Annotated in this window: 15 protein-coding genes; 5 read left to right on the top strand and 10 right to left on the bottom strand. The window is 73.1% G+C overall.

Features of this window, described 5'->3' with window-relative positions:
- Nucleotides 1–21: 21 nt before the first annotated feature.
- Together J2X68_RS06985 and J2X68_RS06980 are read right to left on the bottom strand one after the other, a co-directional pair.
- Nucleotides 22–1,170 (bottom strand): acyl-CoA dehydrogenase family protein, encoded by a 1,149-nt coding sequence (locus J2X68_RS06985; RefSeq protein ID WP_310431561.1) that lies wholly within the window; start codon nucleotides 1,168–1,170, stop codon nucleotides 22–24.
- A gap of 104 nt (nucleotides 1,171–1,274) precedes the next feature.
- Nucleotides 1,275–2,186, bottom strand: a complete 912-nt coding sequence (locus tag J2X68_RS06980; protein WP_310431560.1) for an SDR family NAD(P)-dependent oxidoreductase — start codon at nucleotides 2,184–2,186, stop codon at nucleotides 1,275–1,277.
- A gap of 101 nt (nucleotides 2,187–2,287) precedes the next feature.
- On the opposite strand from J2X68_RS06980, the gene J2X68_RS06975 reads away from it, so the two are divergent.
- Entirely contained in the window at nucleotides 2,288–3,214 is a 927-nt protein-coding gene (locus J2X68_RS06975; RefSeq protein ID WP_310431559.1) for a cyclase family protein, read from the top strand.
- Between the two features lie 608 nt (nucleotides 3,215–3,822).
- On the opposite strand, the gene J2X68_RS06970 is transcribed toward J2X68_RS06975, so the two are convergent.
- From J2X68_RS06970 to J2X68_RS06955, 4 genes are all read right to left on the bottom strand, one after another.
- On the bottom strand, nucleotides 3,823–4,353 hold the full coding sequence (locus J2X68_RS06970; RefSeq protein ID WP_310431755.1) for an ATP-binding protein: 531 nt from the start codon (nucleotides 4,351–4,353) through the stop codon (nucleotides 3,823–3,825).
- A 532-nt stretch (nucleotides 4,354–4,885) separates the two neighbouring features.
- On the bottom strand, nucleotides 4,886–5,788 hold the full coding sequence (locus J2X68_RS06965) for an acyl-CoA dehydrogenase family protein (RefSeq protein ID WP_310431558.1): 903 nt from the start codon (nucleotides 5,786–5,788) through the stop codon (nucleotides 4,886–4,888).
- 10 nt (nucleotides 5,789–5,798) lie between these two features.
- Nucleotides 5,799–6,932, bottom strand: coding sequence for an acyl-CoA dehydrogenase family protein (locus J2X68_RS06960; RefSeq protein ID WP_310431557.1), 1,134 nt, complete (start codon nucleotides 6,930–6,932; stop codon nucleotides 5,799–5,801).
- 44 nt (nucleotides 6,933–6,976) lie between these two features.
- Nucleotides 6,977–8,173 carry an amidohydrolase family protein gene (locus tag J2X68_RS06955; protein WP_310431556.1) on the bottom strand — a complete coding sequence of 399 codons (1,197 nt, stop codon included), beginning with the start codon at nucleotides 8,171–8,173 and terminating at the stop codon, nucleotides 6,977–6,979.
- A gap of 197 nt (nucleotides 8,174–8,370) precedes the next feature.
- On the opposite strand from J2X68_RS06955, the gene J2X68_RS06950 reads away from it, so the two are divergent.
- Nucleotides 8,371–9,879, top strand: a complete 1,509-nt coding sequence (locus J2X68_RS06950; protein ID WP_310431555.1) for an AMP-binding protein — start codon at nucleotides 8,371–8,373, stop codon at nucleotides 9,877–9,879.
- Between the two features lie 46 nt (nucleotides 9,880–9,925).
- Here J2X68_RS06950 and J2X68_RS06945 read toward each other — a convergent pair whose 3' ends face one another.
- Together J2X68_RS06945 and J2X68_RS06940 are read right to left on the bottom strand one after the other, a co-directional pair.
- A complete protein-coding gene (locus J2X68_RS06945; protein ID WP_310431554.1) occupies nucleotides 9,926–10,438 on the bottom strand; it encodes an EF-hand domain-containing protein in 513 nt (170 codons plus the stop codon).
- Between the two features lie 177 nt (nucleotides 10,439–10,615).
- The gene (locus J2X68_RS06940; RefSeq protein ID WP_310431553.1) at nucleotides 10,616–10,996 is read right to left on the bottom strand and encodes an STAS domain-containing protein; all 381 of its coding nucleotides are present in this window, start codon (nucleotides 10,994–10,996) and stop codon (nucleotides 10,616–10,618) included.
- A 319-nt stretch (nucleotides 10,997–11,315) separates the two neighbouring features.
- Between J2X68_RS06940 and J2X68_RS06935 the strand changes: the two genes are divergently transcribed.
- Entirely contained in the window at nucleotides 11,316–11,906 is a 591-nt protein-coding gene (locus tag J2X68_RS06935; protein WP_310431552.1) for a sigma-70 family RNA polymerase sigma factor, read from the top strand.
- 50 nt (nucleotides 11,907–11,956) lie between these two features.
- Nucleotides 11,957–13,570, top strand: a complete 1,614-nt coding sequence (locus tag J2X68_RS06930) for a zf-HC2 domain-containing protein (protein ID WP_310431551.1) — start codon at nucleotides 11,957–11,959, stop codon at nucleotides 13,568–13,570.
- 107 nt (nucleotides 13,571–13,677) lie between these two features.
- On the opposite strand, the gene purU is transcribed toward J2X68_RS06930, so the two are convergent.
- Both purU and J2X68_RS06920 read right to left on the bottom strand, forming a co-directional pair.
- Nucleotides 13,678–14,562, bottom strand: coding sequence for a formyltetrahydrofolate deformylase (purU, locus tag J2X68_RS06925; protein ID WP_310431550.1), 885 nt, complete (start codon nucleotides 14,560–14,562; stop codon nucleotides 13,678–13,680).
- A 103-nt stretch (nucleotides 14,563–14,665) separates the two neighbouring features.
- Nucleotides 14,666–15,112 carry an SCO4402 family protein gene (locus J2X68_RS06920; RefSeq protein WP_310431549.1) on the bottom strand — a complete coding sequence of 149 codons (447 nt, stop codon included), beginning with the start codon at nucleotides 15,110–15,112 and terminating at the stop codon, nucleotides 14,666–14,668.
- A 172-nt stretch (nucleotides 15,113–15,284) separates the two neighbouring features.
- Here J2X68_RS06920 and J2X68_RS06915 point away from each other — a divergent pair, with 172 nt between their 5' ends.
- Nucleotides 15,285–16,613 carry an ABC transporter substrate-binding protein gene (locus J2X68_RS06915; RefSeq protein WP_310431548.1) on the top strand — a complete coding sequence of 443 codons (1,329 nt, stop codon included), beginning with the start codon at nucleotides 15,285–15,287 and terminating at the stop codon, nucleotides 16,611–16,613.
- The last annotated feature ends 47 nt before the right edge of the window (nucleotides 16,614–16,660 follow it).

Genomic DNA, 16,660 nt, shown 5'->3' with positions numbered 1-16,660 from the left:
GCGTCCCCTCCGTCCCGTCCGCTATCCCTTGGGCTGCCTGGGCAGGCCGAGCACCCGCTCGGCGATGATCGTGCGCTGGATCTGGTCCGACCCGCCGTAGACGGTGTCGGCCCGGGAGAACAGGAACAGGTGCTGCGCTTCGTCGAGTTCGTACGGCGAGGACGGCGACCAGTCCGCGGGACCCACGCTCGCCGACGCCCCCCGCACCTGCACCGCCACCTCACCCAGCCGCTGGTGCCAGCCGGCCCACAGCAGCTTCGCCACGCTGGGCGCGCCCGGCCCGCCGGAGCCCCCCAGCGTCCGCAGCGCGTTCCACCGCATGGTGCGCAGTTCGGCCCACAGCCGCACCAGCCTCTCGCGCACGACGGGGTCGTCGGCCGCACCCGTGCGCACCGCTGTGCGCACGACCCGCTCCAGCTCGCGGGCGAAGCCGATCTGCTGGGCGAGGGTCGACACCCCGCGTTCGAAGCCGAGGAGGCTCATCGCCACCCGCCAGCCGTCGCCCGCCGCGCCGACGACGTGCTCCACGCGCGCGTGCGCCCCGTCGAAGAAGACCTCGTTGAAGTCGCTGGTGCCGGTCAGCTGGCGGATGGGCCGCACCTCGATCCGTCCCGGCTGGTCCATGGGGACGAGCAGAAAGGTCAGTCCGCGGTGCCGCCGGGACGCCGGGTCGCTGCGGGCGAGCACGAAGCACCAGTCGGCCTCATGGGCGAGCGAGGTCCAGATCTTCTGTCCGGTGACGCGGTACGACCGTCCGTCGGGGGCGAGTTCGGCTCTCGTGCGGACCCCGGCCAGGTCGGAGCCCGCGCCCGGCTCGCTGTACCCCTGGCACCACAGCTCGGCGCCGGCGGCGATCGGCGGCAGGAAGCGGGCCTTCTGCTCCGCGGTGCCATGGGCGAGGAGGGTGGGCGCGAGCAGGTTCTCCCCGATGTGACCGGAGCGGGGCGGGGCCCCGGACCGCGCGTACTCCTCGGCCCAGACGACCTGCTGGGTGAGACCGGCGGTCCGGTTCCCGAACCCGCCCTCGGGCCACCCGAGCCCGATCCACCCGGCGGCGCCGAGGCGGCGCTCCCAGGAACGCCGGTCGGAGGCGTCCGGGGCGTGCGCGTCCAGCCAGGCGCGTGCCTCGGCCCGGAACTCCTCGTCCAGGGGACTCGATCCGAAATCCACGGCACCGCCTCACCTCGGGGGGCGGACTGCCCCGTTCGAGCGGCACGGGCGCCTGCGCGAACGGCCGCAGACGACCCGCACCCGGAAGACCACAGGACGCGCGCTCAGGCGTTGGGCCGGCTTCCCTCCCGCGCGGCCCGGGCCATCTCCTCCAACCGAGCGAGCATCGGCATCGGATCGATCCCCACCGTCGTCGGCAGCAACTCCGCGATGCTCTGCGGCGTCCAGCCGCCGGAGGCGTACGCCGACCGCAGCTCACCGGGCTGCGCCCACACCGCGATCTTCGGCCCCGCGACGGTGTAGACCTGCCCGGTGACGCCCGCGTCGCGCGCACGGTCCGACAGCAGGTACACCACGAAGGCGGCCACGTCCTCGGGTTCGCCGATCTCCGCCAGCTCCATGGGCACCCCCGCGGACATCCGGGTGCGGGCCACGGGGGCCACCGCGTTGGCGGTCACCCCGTACTTGTGCAGCCCCAGCGCCGCGCTCCGCACCAGCGAGATGATCCCGCCCTTGGCGGCGCTGTAGTTGGCCTGCGAGACCGAGCCCTGGTGGTTGCCGCTGGTGAAGCCGATCAGCGTGCCGGAGCGCTGCCCGCGCATCACCGCCGACGCGGCCCGGAACACCGTGAAGGTGCCCTTGAGATGGGTGGCGACGACCGGGTCCCACTCCTCCTCGGACATGTTGAACAGCATCCGCTCGCGCAGGATCCCGGCCACGCACACGACCCCGTCGAGCCGCCCGAACGAGGCGAGCGCGGTGTCGACGACCCGCTGCCCGCCGGCCATCGTCGCGATGTCGTCGGTGACGGCGACCGCCTCCCCGCCCGCCGCCTCGATCTCCTTGACGACGGACTCGGCGATCTCGCCGGCGGGGGAGGCGCCGTCCACCGAGACCCCGTAGTCGTTGACGACGACCCGCGCGCCCTCGGCCGCCGCCGCGAGCGCGACCGCCCGCCCGATGCCACGTCCCGCCCCGGTGACGGCGACGACCTTGCCGGTCAGGAAGTTCCCCACGTCCGGCCCCCTCCCGCTGTTTCTGACGGACCGTTAGATTTGGCTGCGAGGTCTAGATTGACCCGTCCGTCGGTCGGGGACAAGCCCCGGGGAGGCACGGAATGACACTGCCGGTCGAGTTCCACGAGATCGCGAAGCGCGTCAACAACTGGGGGCGCTGGGGGGCCGACGACGAGATCGGCACCCTGAACCTCATCACCGACGAGGTCGTCCGCGCGGCCGTCGCCGAGGTCCGCACCGGCCGCCGCGTCCCGCTCGCGCTGCCCCTGCGGGAGGACGGCGTGCAGACCGGTCTGATCCCGGGACGGGTCAACCCCCTGCACGCCATGGTGCAGATCAACCAGGAGATCTTCGGCCCGGGCACGGTGGCGTGCAGCGACGACACCGTGACCATGGGACTCCAGGCGGGCACCCACTGGGACGCGCTGACCCATGTCTCGCACTCGGGGAAGCTCTACAACGGCCGGCCCGCCGGCACCGTCACCCCGCACGGCGGCGCCGAGTTCAGCGGCATCGACAAGGCGCGGCACGTCGTCTCGCGCGGGGTGCTGCTGGACGTGGCACGCGCGCGTGGCGTCGACCGGCTGGACGGCGGACACGCGGTCACGCCGGAGGACCTGGACGCGGCCGAGGAGTTGGCGGGCACCCGCGTGCGCGCCGGCGACATCGTGCTCGTACGGACCGGGCAGGTGCGGCTCTACCTGGCGGGCGACAAGCAGGGGTACGGCTATCCGTCCCCCGGCCTCTCGGTCCGCACCCCGGAGTGGTTCCACGCGCGCGATGTGGCCGCGGTCGCCAACGACACCCTGACGTTCGAGATCTTCCCGCCCGAGATCGACGACCTGTGGCTGCCGGTGCACGCGCTCGACCTGGTGGAGATGGGGATGCTCCAGGGCCAGAACTGGAATCTCGAAGAGTTGTCCACAGCCTGTGGACAAACGGGCCGCTACACGTTCCTGCTGTCGGCGATGCCCGAGCCGTTCGTCGGCGGCACGGGAACCCCGGTGGCCCCGGTGGCGGTGCTGTAGGCCAGGACACCAGACACCCCTCACGTCGGCTGGCGGCGCGCGGCTGCCCGCCCCGAGCACGGCACCGCGCACCGCCATCCGACTCCGGCGCGCCCTCCCCCACTCCCGGCTTCGCCCGAGCGGGAGGGACCCCCACCGACTCCCCTCGGCCCTGAGGGAGCCGGCGCCGAATCGCGACCCGCACTCGCCGAGAGCCCCCGTCACCGAAGCCCTCGTCGTCCCCTCACGGCGAATCGCTGACCACAAGCGTGATCAAACGGACACGTCGCGTCAACACCTGAACGGAGATTTATTACTTACATACCCCTTTGCGGTGGGCGCGCACGGAAGCACAGCCGGGCGCACCGATGCCGGGCGGGACCGTGGGCGACAGCGCTTTCTGCGCCCCCGCACCACGAGCCGCGAGACACTCCCGGCCGTGCGCCCTCGCCCGCCGCCGCCTCGCGGGCCACCTCACCCGCCTCGCGCGCCGCCTCGCGGGACCGATCGCCCGAACCGTCGAGCGGTCCGTCGGCCGAAGCACCGCCCGGTCACCGCGCGGATCGCGCCGTCGGTCACCCGCCGCCCGGCAGCCGGGCCGTCCGGCCGTCCGGCCACCCGGCCGCCGCTCAGACGGCCTCGTACGCGAAGCCTCCGTAGGCCGGTTCAGGCCCCACCGGGACCGCACCCCGGCATTCCTCCACGCCCCGGCATTCCTCCACGCCGCGGCGCTGCTCCGCGCCCCCGTCGTCCGCCTCGGCCGCGCCGGGTTCGGCGCAGCGGTCCAGCTCGCACCAGATCCGCTTGCCCGCACCCTCGACGCTCCAGCCCCAGCGGTCCGCGAGGCCGTCGACGAGGGCCAGGCCGCGCCCGCCGGTCGCCTCGTCGCCGGCGCACCGGGGCACGGGCGCACGGTCGCTGGTGTCGGCCACCTCCAGGCGGACGGTGGACGGCTCGGCCGTCCCGCGCGGCAGGGAGAGCCGCAGCACGGCCGGACAGCCGGTGTGCACCACGGCGTTGGTGACCAGTTCGGAGACGAGCAGGATCAGCGTCTCGGCGAGCGGCTCCTCGTCCCCTATCCCGGACCCGGCGAGGCGCGAACGGGCCCACCTGCGGGCGCGCCCCACCTCAGCGGGGTCGGGCCGGATCTCCAGCTGCACTTGAAGCACCTGCACCGCTCACACCATCCGAACCGGCGGACACATGGCCGTGCGCCACGCGAGCCACGCGAGCCGCGTGTGCACCATGACGACGGGGGCCACGATCGTAGCCATTTTCTGCATGGCCAGAACAACGGCCAGAGGCAGGGTGACGGAACGTGAATCCCTTACGAGACAGCTTGGTTGACATACAGTCACCTCAACAAGCGCTTCGGGCATATTCCAGCGCGAAGGAGTACCCGTGCGGGATACTGTGCGACGCTCGTTGCGGGAAGTCGAACAGGCGGGCTCCAGAAGCCCGTCCGCCCTGCGAGCGGCGGCGCGCACCGCCGGATCCGGCACCGCCCCAGGGGCACCGCCGGCATGGCTCATGCTCGGAACCACTCGCATCCCACAGAAGGTACCGGAGAGGCCCGCCGACTCCGGGCCGTGACGGGTCACGCATCGGACACAACCCGGTATCAACGCTCCGTGATTCCGGTATGCCACAATCCGCGACACCCGTACGGCCGTCCGCCCGCCGCCCCTTCCGTCACCGCAGGCGGACGCCGTCGGCGGCCGTCTCGGACAGCAGGTCGGCCGCGAGCAGCTCCTCACTCTGCGTGCCGCCGCCCGCACGCCGGGTCCGCAGCCAGGCCCGCTTGAGCAGCAGATGTACGTCCGCCTCCCAGGTGAAGCCCATGCCGCCGTGCACCTGGAGGCAGTCGCGCGCGCCGCGTACGGCGGCCTCGTCGGCGAGCAGCCGGGCGGCCGCGATGTCGGCCGGGTCGGCGGTGACGGCGGCCGCGTAGACCGCCGCGCGGGCCACCTCGACCCGCACCAGCAGGTCCGCGCACAGATGCTTGACCGCCTGGAAGGCGCCGATCGGCCGCCCGAACTGCTCACGCGCCCGGGCGTGTTGCACCGCGAGCTCGCACGCGCGCGTGGCCGTGCCGAGCTGCTCGGCCGCGGTGAGGAGCACGGCGACGGGATCGACGGCCGCCGAGCCGCCCGGAACGCGGTGCAGCGGCGTCAGCGGATCCACCGACCGCAGCGGCACCGCCGCGTCGGCCTCCCCGCACACGGCGTCCGCCTCCGTCAGCCACTCCACCAGGCCGCCGGCGTCCACGGCCGCCACGACCGTCGTCCCTTCGGCCGCGCCGGGCACGCGGCCCGCCGCGAGGTGGGTGGCCACGAGCGGGCCCGGCAGCAGGGCCCGGCCGGCCTCCTCGAACGCCAACACGGTCTCGGGCAGCCCGACTCCGACCCCGCCGTCCGCCTCGGGCAGCCGCAGCGCGAAGAACCCGGCCGCCCCCAGCTCCCGCCACAGCGCCCGGTCCAGCCGCCCCGGCCGGTCCACGGCGGCCCGCAGCGCCGCCCGGTCGAAACGGCGCGCCAGCAGCCCCCGCACCCCGTCCCGCAGCGCCCGCTGGTCCTCCGTCAGTCGAAAACGCATGGCGGTGATCTCACCGTCCCTTCGGCAGGCCCAGGATCCGTTCGGCCACGATGTTCCGCTGGATCTGCGAGGTCCCGGCCGCGATGGTGTACGAGAGGGAGGAGAGCCGGTCGTGGACCCAGGGCCGGTCGGCGTCGAGGGACGCGTCGCCCAGGACGTCGGCGGCCGTGTCGTACAGGTCCTGGCGGGCCTGCGAGTACCTCAGTTTGAAAACCGAACCCCCGACGCCCGGCGGACCGCCCTCGGCCTCCGCCGCGCTCACGTTCCACTGCGTCAGCCGCCAGAGCGCCCGGAACTCGGCGTTGAGGGCGCCCAGCCGCCGCCGCAGGACGGGATCGTCCCAGCGTCCGTTCCTGCGTGCCTCCGCCGCGAGTTCGCCCAGCACGCGCCGGCAGGCGACGACCTCGCCCACGAAGGCGGTGCCGCGCTCGAACGACAGCGTCACCATCGTCACCCGCCAGCCGTCGTTCTCCTCGCCCACCCGGTGAGCGACCGGCACCCGCACCTCGTCGAGGAACACCTCGGCGAACTCGGTGGATCCGGCGAGGGTGCGCAGCGGCCGCACGGTGATCCCCGGGGCGTCCATGGGCAGGGCCAGCCAGGTGATGCCCCGGTGCTTCGGCGCCTCCGGATCCGTGCGGACCAGCAGTTCGCACCAGTCGGCGACCTCCGCGTGCGAGGTCCAGATCTTGGACCCGCTCACCACGTAGTCGTCGCCGTCGCGCCACGCGCGCGTGCGCAGCGCCGCGAGGTCCGACCCGGCGTCGGGTTCGCTGAAGCCCTGGCACCACACCTCCTCGCCGCGCAGGACGGGCGGCAGCCAGCGGGCCCGCTGTTCGGCCGTTCCCTCGGCGGCGATCGTCGGCCCGGCGTGCAGCAGTCCGACGAAGCCGGCCCCCACGTAGGGCGCGCCCGCCCGTTCCGTCTCCTCCAGGAAGATCAGGCGGAGGCCGGGCGGGGCCTGCCAGTGCACGTCGGCGTACCCGGCGTCGTACAGCGTCCGCTGCCAGCCGAGGTCGTAGGCGCGGCGGCCGGGCCAGTCGTCCGGGGAGGGCTTCGGCGGGAGCGTGGGCAGCACCCTGCCCAGCCACTCGCGCAGCCGGGCCCGGAACTCCGCGTCCTCGGGACTGTCGGCGAGGTCCATGGTCCTGATCCCCTCCTGCCCTGCTCCCCCGCTCTCCGGCCCGGCTACTTGTCGAGGTCCAGGTCCAGCATGCGGATCGCGTTGCCCCGCATGAGCTTGTAGACCGTCTCGTCGTCGAGGCCCTTCACGTGGTCGAGGGCGACCTCCTTGGTGTGCGGGAAGGTCGAGTCGACGTGCGGGTAGTCGGTCTCGAAGGTCGCGTTGTCGCGCCCCACCGCGTCCAGGGACGCGACCCCGTGCTTGTCGCGGAAGAAGCAGCAGAAGATCTGCCGGTAGTAGTACGTGGACGGCGGCTCGGGGACGAGGTCCCTGACGCCGCCCCACGCGCGGTGTTCCTCCCACACGTCGTCGGCGCGCTCCAGGGCGTACGGGATCCAGCCCATCTGGCCTTCGGAGTAGGCGAGCCTGAGGCGCGGGAACCGCACCAGCACCCCGCTGAAGAGGTAGTCCATCATCGAGGCCATGGCGTTGTTGAACGAGAGGGACGCCTGGACGGCCGGCGGCGCGTCCGGTGAGGCGGCCGGCATCTGCGAGGACGAACCGATGTGCATGTTGACGACCGTTCCGGTCTCCTCGCACACCGCGAAGAACGGGTCCCAGTACCCCGAGTGGATGGACGGCAGCCCGAGGTGGCTGGGGATCTCGGAGAAGGTCACCGCGCGCACCCCGCGGGCCGCGTTGCGCCGGATCTCGGCGACCGCCAGGCCGATGTCCCACAGGGGGATCAGGCAGAGCGGGACGAGCCGCCCGCCGCTGTCCCCGCACCACTCCTCGACCATCCAGTCGTTGTAGGCGCGCACACAGGCCAGCGCGACCTCCTTGTCGTGCGCCTCGGCGAAGGTCTGTCCGCAGAAGCGGGGGAAGGAGGGGAAGCAGAGGGACGCCTCGACGTGGTTGAGGTCCATGTCCGCCAGCCGCGCCTTCGGGTCCCAGCAGCCGCGCCGCATCTCCTCCCGGGTGATGCCCTCCAGGGTCATCTCGTCCCGGTCGAAGCCGACGGCCGCGATGTTGCGCTTGTACGGGAACTTCAGGTCCTCGTAGATCCACCAGTCGGTGGGCTGGCCGTCCGGGTCCATCGTGATCCGGTACTTCCCGGCGACGTAGGCGAGTTCGCCGATCCCGGCGGTGAGGGGCTGCGGCCCGCGTTCCCGGTACTTCCGCGGGAGCCAGGTCGCGAAGAGGTGCGCGGGCTCGATCACATGGTCGTCGACGCTGACGATGCGCGGCAGTTCGGTGCTCATGGCTTCCCCTCCGCCTGGCGGAACGCCAGTTGTCCGATGGACGTGTTCCGGCTGTCCGAGCGAACCGACGGCCCATCTGATGGTCCGTCAGATCTGCTCCCCCCAGCAGGCTAGCCCCCGCCCCCTGGACCGACAAGGCGAGCGGCCCTACGCTCTGCCCAGATCTGACAGACCGTCAGTTACGTCAGGGGGCCGACGTGAACGACACCGCCACCGCCCACGAGCTGAGCGCGTCCCGGACCCTCTGGGACCTGCTCGCCGCCCGCGCCGACCTCACCCCCGGCCGCCGGGTCCTCCTCCAGGACGACCGGGCCCTGACCTTCGGCGAGCTGCGCGAGAGCGCCGAGCGGGTCGCGGCCGGGCTGCACGACATGGGCGTGCGCCCCGGCACGGTCGTCGCCTGGCAGCTGCCCACCCGCCTGGAGACGGCCGTCCTGTCCTTCGCGCTGGCCCGCCTCGGGGCCGTGCAGTCGCCCGTCATCCCCTTCTACCGCGACCGCGAGGTCGGCTTCGCGCTGCGCGAGTCCAAGGCGGAGTTCTTCGCGGTGCCGGGCGTCTGGCGCGGCTTCGACCACGCCGAGATGGCCGGGCGACTGGGCGCGAAGGGGGTCTTCGAGGCGTACGACGAGCTGCCCGACGGAGACCCGGCCGTCCTCCCGCCGCCGCCCGCCGAGGGCACCTCGGTGCGCTGGATCTACTGGACCTCGGGCACCACCTCCGACCCCAAGGGCGTGCTCCACACCGACCGTTCACTGATCGCGGGCGGCTCCTGCCTCGCCCACGCGCTGCGCCTCACCGCGGACGACGTCGGCTCGATGGCGTTCCCGTACGCCCACATCGCCGGCCCCGACTACACCGTCATGCTGCTGCTCTACGGCTTCCCCGCGGTGATGTTCGAGCACTTCGCGCTGCCGGACGCGCTGGACGGGTACCGGCGGCACGGGGTCACGGTCGCGGGCGGGTCGACGGCGTTCTACTCGATGTTCCTCGCCGAGCAGCGCAAGCGGCCGGACGTGCCGCTGATCCCCTCGCTGCGGCTGCTCGCGGGCGGCGGAGCGCCCAAGCCGCCCGAGGTCTACCACGCCGTGGTGCGCGAGATGGGGGTGCAGCTCACGCACGGGTACGGGATGACCGAGGTGCCGATGATCACCATGGGGGCACCGGACGACACCGCGGAGAACCTCGCGACGACGGAGGGCCGGCCACCGCAGGGCATGCGGATACGCGTCGTGGACGGCGAGGTGCGGCTGCGCGGCGAGGCCGTGTGCCAGGGCTACCTGGATCCCGCCCGGACGGCCGAGGCGTTCGACGAGGAGGGCTTCCTGCGCACCGGCGACCTGGGGCGGGTGACCGACAGCGGCCATCTGGTGCTCACCGGGCGGCTGAAGGACGTCATCATCCGCAAGGGGGAGAACGTGTCGGCCAAGGAGATCGAGGACCTGCTCGCCGCCCATCCGGCCGTCGGGGACGTGGCGGTGATCGGCCTGCCCGACGCCGAGCGCGGGGAGCTGGTGTGCGCGGTGGTGGAACGGGCGCCGGGGGCCGGCGAGCCGCCGACGCTCGCGGCGATGACCGCGTATCTGCGCGCGGGCGGGCTGTCGGTCCACAAGCTGCCCGAGCGGCTGGAGGTGGTGGACGCCCTGCCGCGCAACGAGACGCTGCGGAAGGTCCTGAAGTACAAGCTGCGCGAGCGCTACGCCCGGTGAGCGCGGCCCGGCCGCGCGCGGCGGCCGAGTACCGGGCGGCCGTGCGCTATTCGGAGACCGTGAAGTAGTGGGCGAAGGCGGGGACGATCTCCGCCTCGCCGACCTTGCCGTCCGCGTCGGCGTCGAGGACGGCGGCGGCGCCCCGGGCGACCTCCTCAGGCGCTCCCAGCGCCCTGAGCACCCGTACGGTGTCCGCGACCGTGGCCCGGCCGTCGCCGTCCGCGTCGGCGATGTCCAGGGCCGCGTGCAGGAAGGGGCGGGCGATCTCGGCGAACCGCTCCGGGTTGTCGCGCAGGCGCTTGACCGCGCCGTTCACGAACTCGTCCCGGGTGATGCGCTGGTCGCCGTCGCGGTCGGCGATGCCGGCCATGCCCTGCCAGAACGCCTCGGCGCCCGCGTAGAGCGCCTGCCCCTTGTCCGACCGGGCCGCGGTGCCGAACTCGGCGAGGAGCGCCTTGGCCGCCGCGCCGAAGTCCGACCGGTCGATGTAGCCGTTGCCGTCCTGGTCGAAGGTGGCGAACCGGGCGGCGATCCTGCGTTCGTACTCGCTGCTGACCATGTCTTCTCGGACCGCCTTACGTCATCGCGTGGAGATGCTGCTGCTGGGAGTGGTTCCGGCAGGGAGCGTACGACGCCGGCGACTCCCGGGCGGCGGGAAAGCGACGCCTGTACCAAGACCGGGGAAATTCCGGGACGAGGGTGTAGCGGGGCAGGCTCCCGTCGGCCCCGCGCGGACCTACGCCGAGAGCGGTTCCGTCCCGTCGTCCACGGCGGCCTCGAGGTCCCCGTAGACGTCGAAGAGACGGCGGACGCCGAGCGCGCCCAGCACCCGGTTGACGTGCGAGCCCTCCGCCGCTCCCCGCGCGGGGAGTATCAGGCGCAGCCGTCCCCGGCACGAGCGGATGAGGCGCCGCGCGGCGATCAGGACGCCGACGCCGCTGGAGTCGCAGAAGTACACCTCGGAGAGGTCCAGGACGAGACTGTGGCGGCCCTCGGCCACCTCGTCGTGCACCTTCTGACGCAGCACCGGCGACGTCACCAGGTCCAGCTCGCCCGACACATGGAGCACGACCCATCCGCCCTGCTCCGAGCCGGTCACTTTGAAGGCCACCACCACGCCCTTCGCTCGCTCTAGCTCGCGGAAAACGGAAGCTGTCCCTTCGCTTCCTTGCAGCGCGGCTGCCCAGCGGCCGTGCCCCGAAACACCGAGGGAAAAACAGAAGCAGAGAGAAAGAGGCTTGTTCCAGTCGTATCCGGTCCGGTTCGATCCCTCTCTGTCGGGTACGCGCCGCCCATACCACCCTCTCGCGGACAGGGGGCGCACATTGAAACAAAGGGGCGTGCGTTGTCGGACGTGCCGACTACATTCGAGGTGACGGTGGACGCACGCTGGACACACGCACGGGCAGAGGCACGCGCACGGGTGAGGGGGCCGCATGGCGAAGAGGGACGCACCGCCCCGCTGGGACCGCAAGATGCAGCAACGACTCGCGCGCGGTGAGGCGGCCGCCCTCGGCGAGCTCTATGACCGGTTCGCTTCGCTCGTGCACGGTCTCGCCCATCGCGTGCTCGGAGACGAACGGGCGGCCGACGGCATCACCCGCGAGGTCTTCGCACACGTCTGGGAACACCCCGACGCCTACGACCCGAAGCAGGGCCCGTTGCGCACCTGGGTCGCCGCGTTGACCCACCGTCTCGCCGTGCAGCGTCTGCGCGCCACCGAGACCGCCGCACTGGCCGAGGCCGGCACCGGCTCCGCCGAGGCGACCGAGGAACTGGAGCGCAGGGTGCGGCACGCGTCCGTCGCCGCCCGCGCCGACTACATCGTCCAGGCCATGCCCGCCCCGCTGCGGGCCGCCCTGGAGCTGGCCTACTTCCAGCGGCGCGACTACCGCCAGACGGCGGCCGACCTCGGCGTCACCGAGGACGAGGCCCGCCGCCGGCTCCGTCTCGGCCTCCAGCTCCTGTCCACCGCCCACGACTCGGCGGCCCCCGGGGCACCGCCCGAATACGGGGGTGCGGCATGAGTGGCGAGACCGTTTTCCCGCCGCCCGAGGACGGCGGAGACGAAGAGGACATGAAGAAAGCCCAGGACAAGGACCAGGACAAGGACCGGGAGAACGACCGGGACCCGGGCCGGGAGAACGACCGGGACCGGGACCGGGGCTGGGAAACAGGCCCGGAGACGGGCGGAGCCGCGGCGCCCGGCGAGGACGGCACCCGACCGAGCGACCCCGGCGGCCCCGGTGACGGCGGTTCCCGTGAGGGCGGTTCCGGGGGCGGCTCGCGTGACGGCGGTTCCGCAGGCGGCCCGCGTGACGGGAGCCGTGCGCCCGTCGGCCGCGGGACCGATCGTGCGGCGCGCATCCCGTTCCCCCGCGCCTCCGTGGAAGACGGCGGGCTGCCGCTGCCGCCCGCGGAGCCGGCCGGTCCGGGGCCGCTCGCGCTCGGGCACCCGGTGCTGAAGTCGCTGCTGGGCGCCTGGGCACTGGCGGCCTGCTCGACCGAGGAGACTGCGGCCGTCGAGGAGCACCTCGGCGACTGCGGAGCCTGCGCGGACGAGGCACGGCGGCTGCGCGAGGCGGTCGGCCTGCTGCAGCGCCCGGAGAGCCTCGACCTCGACCCCGGCCTGCGCACCCGCGTCCTCGACGGCTGCCTGAGCCGGCGTCCGCCCCGGATCCCGGTACCCGTCTGGGCCGCGTCCTACGACGCCGAGACCGCGCGGCTCGACGCCCTGCTCCAGGACTTCGGGGACGCCGAGTGGCACGCGCCGGTGCGCCTGCGCTGGTTCCGCGGCGAGGGGGCCACGAGCCGCCGGACCACCGTCGCCGGGGTCATCGCCCACCTGCTCGCCGTCGACGGGCTGGTGGCCGTCGCCCTGGGGCTGGACGACCCGCTGGCCCCCTTCACCACCGGCGACAGGCCGGGCGGGAGCGACCGGACCGACCGGACCGACCGGGCTCACCCGACGGACGCGGCCGACGGGCGGGAGCGGCCGGCTGCCGGGCCGGGCGGCCCGTCGGACATGCCGGCCCGGCGCACCGAGTCGTTCTGGGCGGGCTCGCACTTCCCGCCCACCCGTTCCGTGCGCGGCCCCTGGCGCGAACAGACCCACGCCCTCGTGCGGACGGTGTCCTTCACGGGCGGGGGCACCTCCCGCGCGGGCGAAGCCGAACGCGGGGGAGGCCCCGGCGCCATGCCGGTGTCGTACGGCGGCTTCGAACTGCCCCTGCGCGACGCGATGCTGGACCGCGCCTTCGAGTGCTGGGTGCACGCCGAGGACATCGCGGAAGCGGTCGACTACCCCTACGCGCCGCCCGCCCCGCGCCACCTGCACGGCATGATCGACCTCGCCGCGCGGATGCTGCCCGAGACCCTGGCGGCCCGTCGCAGGGCGGGGCTCGCCGCCCCCTCGCGCACCCGCCACCTGGTCACCGCGGGCCGTCCCGGCCGCAGCCTGCGGCTGGAGATCGAGGGTTCGGGCGGCGGCGAGTGGCTGATCCCGCTGGACTCGCCGGGCGCGGTGGGCTCCGCCGACCACGAGGTGGCCCACGTCGCCCTGGACGACGTCGAGTTCTGTCGGCTGGCCGCGGGCCACGTCTCCCCGGAGGAGGCCGCGGCGGGCCAGCTGGGCGACCGCGAGGCGATCAGGGACGTCCTGTTCGCGGCGGCGTCCCTGAGCCGGATGTAGCCGCCGGACCGGCCGCGTCCGGCACGGCCGGATAGGCCCGCACGGCCGGATAGGCCCGCACGGCCGGAGGGAGCCCGCGGCGCGGGACCGGCGCCCCGACGGGACGGCTACGCGAAGACGACCGTGCGTCGCCCGTTGAGCAGGATCCGCCGCTCCGCGTGCCACTTCACGGCCCGCGCCAGCGCCTGGCACTCCACGTCCCGCCCGACGGCGACGAGCTGGTCCGGCGTGACGCCGTGCCCCACGCGCTCGACCTCCTGCTCGATGATCGGCCCCTCGTCGAGGTCGGCCGTCACGTAGTGCGCCGTCGCCCCGATCAGCTTCACGCCCCGCGCATGCGCCTGGTGGTACGGCTTGGCGCCCTTGAAGCTCGGCAGGAAGGAGTGGTGGATGTTGATGATCCGGCCGCTGAGCTGCTTGCACAGGTCGTCGGAGAGGACCTGCATGTAGCGGGCGAGGACGACCAGCTCGACGTCCTGCTCGCGGACGAGTTCGAGCAGCTCCGCCTCGGCCTGCGCCTTGTTCTCCCTGGTCACCGGGATGTGGCGGAAGGGGATGTTGTACGAGCCCACCAGCTCGGCGAAGTCGGTGTGGTTGGACACCACGGCCGCGATCTCCACCGGCAGCGCGCCGATGCTGGCGCGGAACAACAGGTCGTTCAGGCAGTGCCCGAACTTGCTGACCATGAGGACGACGCGCATCTTCTCGTCGGCCCGGTTGATCTGCCAGTCCATGTGGAAGGAGTCGCCGATCGCCGCGAAGCTCGCCCGGAGCTTGTCCACGGTGACCGGAGGCTCGGCCGAGAAGTGGACGCGCAGGAAGAACAGACCCGTGTCGTGGTCACCGAACTGCTGACTGTCCTCGATGTTGCAGCCGGTCATGAAGAGATAGCTCGACACGGCGTGCACGATGCCCTGCTTGTCGGGGCACGAAAGGGTGAGGACGTACTGGTCGGCGCCGGTCGCCGCGGCTCGGGTGGGCTGCGCGTTCATGCCCGACAGGGTCGCACACCGGCCGACGCCGTGGGCAATCGTTCCGCAGGGCGGAACACGGCGTCCGCCCGCTCCCCGGCCCGCTCCCGGCCCCGCTCGCGGCCTACGCGGCGCGCGTCATGATGCGCAGCACCTCGAGGGTGCGCGGCGGCGCGTCGGCGTCGTCGCCGTCGCTCGCCGCCATCCGCACGTGCGCGTCCCGCGCCGCCCGTACCGCCTCCGGCCACGCCTCGTGGTTGACGTACGCGGAGACCGGGGCGTCCGGCCCGACCTGGTGCATGATCCGCAGCACCCGCAGCACGGCGGTGTCCACGAGGGCCGCCTCCTGCGAGTCGCGGAAGATCGTGCCGACGTACTTCTCGGCGGACCAGTTGTCGAGCCAGGTGTCCTCGACGAGGCGGTACACGGCGTCGGTGACGTCCCCGTATCCCTCGACGCCGGCCAGCCAGACGTTCTGCTGGAACACCGGGTCGGAGAGCATGTGCAGCGCGGAGCGCACATTGCTGCGCCAGCGCCACCACGGCATGTCGTTGAGTGGCATGCCGCCCATGGTGGAGGAGCGACGGCCGCGACGGGAAGAGTTCTCCGAACCTTGCACGGTCGTAGATCGTACGTTTCCCTTCTTCGCGCACCGCCGGTGCCCCGGTAATTCACCTGGCCGTCACCGCCCGTTGACCGTGGGTCACTCCCGGGTTAGCGATGTGACGGAATCGTGCGTGTCCATGACCGGCAAGCGACGCACATCCACGCGAAGCACCTTCCTCCCCAGGTCCTTCCGCTGCACCAGGTCCGTCAGAGCGACCGCCCTCTCGGCGGGTGCCCTGGCCGCCTGTGCGTCACTCGCCGTCGGCTGCGGGGTCGTCCCCGGTGTCCCGGGGGGTTCCGGGGACGACCCGATCGTCGTCATGACGTGGGCGCCCGAGGGGACGTCCGCCACCAACAAGCCGGGGATGCCCGCCTTCGCGCTCGCCTACGCCCGCTGGATCAACGCGAACGGCGGCCTGAACGGCCGCAAGCTCAAGGTCCTGACCTGCAACGACCACAACGACACCGTGTCCGCGGCGGCGTGCGCCCGGCGCGCGGTCAGGGAGAACGCGGTCGCCGTGGTCGGCTCCTACAGTCAGCACTCCGACGCCTTCTTCCCGCATCTGGAGGGCGCCGGCATCCCCTACATAGGCGGCTACGGCGTCACGAACGCCGAGTTCACCAGCCCGCTGTCCTACCCCGTGAACGGCGGCCAGCCCTCGCTGCTGGCCGGCCTCGGCAAGGAGCTCGGCGCGACCTGCGGTCCCGTCTCGCTCGTGCGCCCCGACACCATCGCGGGCGACGCGCTCCCCACGATGCTCAACGCCGGCCTGACCGCGGGCGGGCACGCCGAGGCCAGGGACCAGCGGGCGCCGGAGGACGCCACCGAGTACGCGACCCAGGCCGAGGCCGCCGTGAAGAACGCGACCGGCGACTCGGCCGGGGACGGGAAGGGCTGCGTGGTGACCGCGCTCGGGGACCGCACCGCCACCTTCATGGACTCCTTCCGGCGCACCCGCGAGGACTACCCCGCCGTCCGCACCGGCACCGTCCTCGGCAGCGTCGACCAGACGGTGATCAACGCCGCCGGCGCCGCCTCCGGCCCCTTCGAAGGGGCTTACGTCACCGGCTGGTACCCGGTGTTGAGCGACCCCGCCTGGGCGCCGATGAACAAGGTGATCAGCGAGGAGGCCTTCTCCGACACCCGGATCGACCCCACGGACACCGGCGTCCAGACCACCTGGATCGCCTACACCGTGTTCCGGCAGGCCGTGGAGTCGCTGGACGGCGGCGAGGTGACCGCCGGCTCCGTGCGGGGCGCCCTCGACGACGGGCTGGAGATCACCACCGGCGGACTGACGCCGACGCTCCGCTGGGAGTTCACCGACCGGCTCGCCTCCATCGGCTTCCCCCGCCTGGTCAACGCCGACGTCACCCTGCAGGCCGTGCGCAAGGGCCGCCTGGTGGCCGCCAAGAAGGGCTTCGTGAACGTGACGAAGACCCTGGAGAAGGCCGACGTCGACTGACCCGTCCGATCCGGCCGGCCCGCCCCCGCGACGGCGCCGGCCGGCCC

It is taken from the genome of Streptomyces sp. 3330 (assembly GCF_031456635.1).
GTDB lineage: Bacteria > Actinomycetota > Actinomycetes > Streptomycetales > Streptomycetaceae > Streptomyces.
The sequence above is the reverse complement of the archived record's forward strand: the minus strand, read 5'-3'. Positions and strand labels throughout refer to the sequence as shown.

Bases quoted from the DNA above. Each gene is read 5' to 3' on its own strand.
- J2X68_RS06975 (WP_310431559.1), top strand. From the start codon at position 2,288: ATGACACTGCCGGTCGAGTTCCACGAGATCGCGAAGCGCGTCAACAAC.
- J2X68_RS06965 (WP_310431558.1), bottom strand. From the start codon at position 5,788: ATGCGTTTTCGACTGACGGAGGACCAGCGGGCGCTGCGGGACGGGGTG.
- J2X68_RS06960 (WP_310431557.1), bottom strand. From the start codon at position 6,932: ATGGACCTCGCCGACAGTCCCGAGGACGCGGAGTTCCGGGCCCGGCTG.
- J2X68_RS06955 (WP_310431556.1), bottom strand. From the start codon at position 8,173: ATGAGCACCGAACTGCCGCGCATCGTCAGCGTCGACGACCATGTGATC.
- J2X68_RS06945 (WP_310431554.1), bottom strand. From the start codon at position 10,438: ATGGTCAGCAGCGAGTACGAACGCAGGATCGCCGCCCGGTTCGCCACC.
- J2X68_RS06935 (WP_310431552.1), top strand. From the start codon at position 11,316: ATGGCGAAGAGGGACGCACCGCCCCGCTGGGACCGCAAGATGCAGCAA.
- J2X68_RS06930 (WP_310431551.1), top strand. From the start codon at position 11,957: ATGAAGAAAGCCCAGGACAAGGACCAGGACAAGGACCGGGAGAACGAC.
- purU (WP_310431550.1), bottom strand. From the start codon at position 14,562: ATGAACGCGCAGCCCACCCGAGCCGCGGCGACCGGCGCCGACCAGTAC.
- J2X68_RS06920 (WP_310431549.1), bottom strand. From the start codon at position 15,112: ATGGGCGGCATGCCACTCAACGACATGCCGTGGTGGCGCTGGCGCAGC.
- J2X68_RS06915 (WP_310431548.1), top strand. From the start codon at position 15,285: ATGACCGGCAAGCGACGCACATCCACGCGAAGCACCTTCCTCCCCAGG.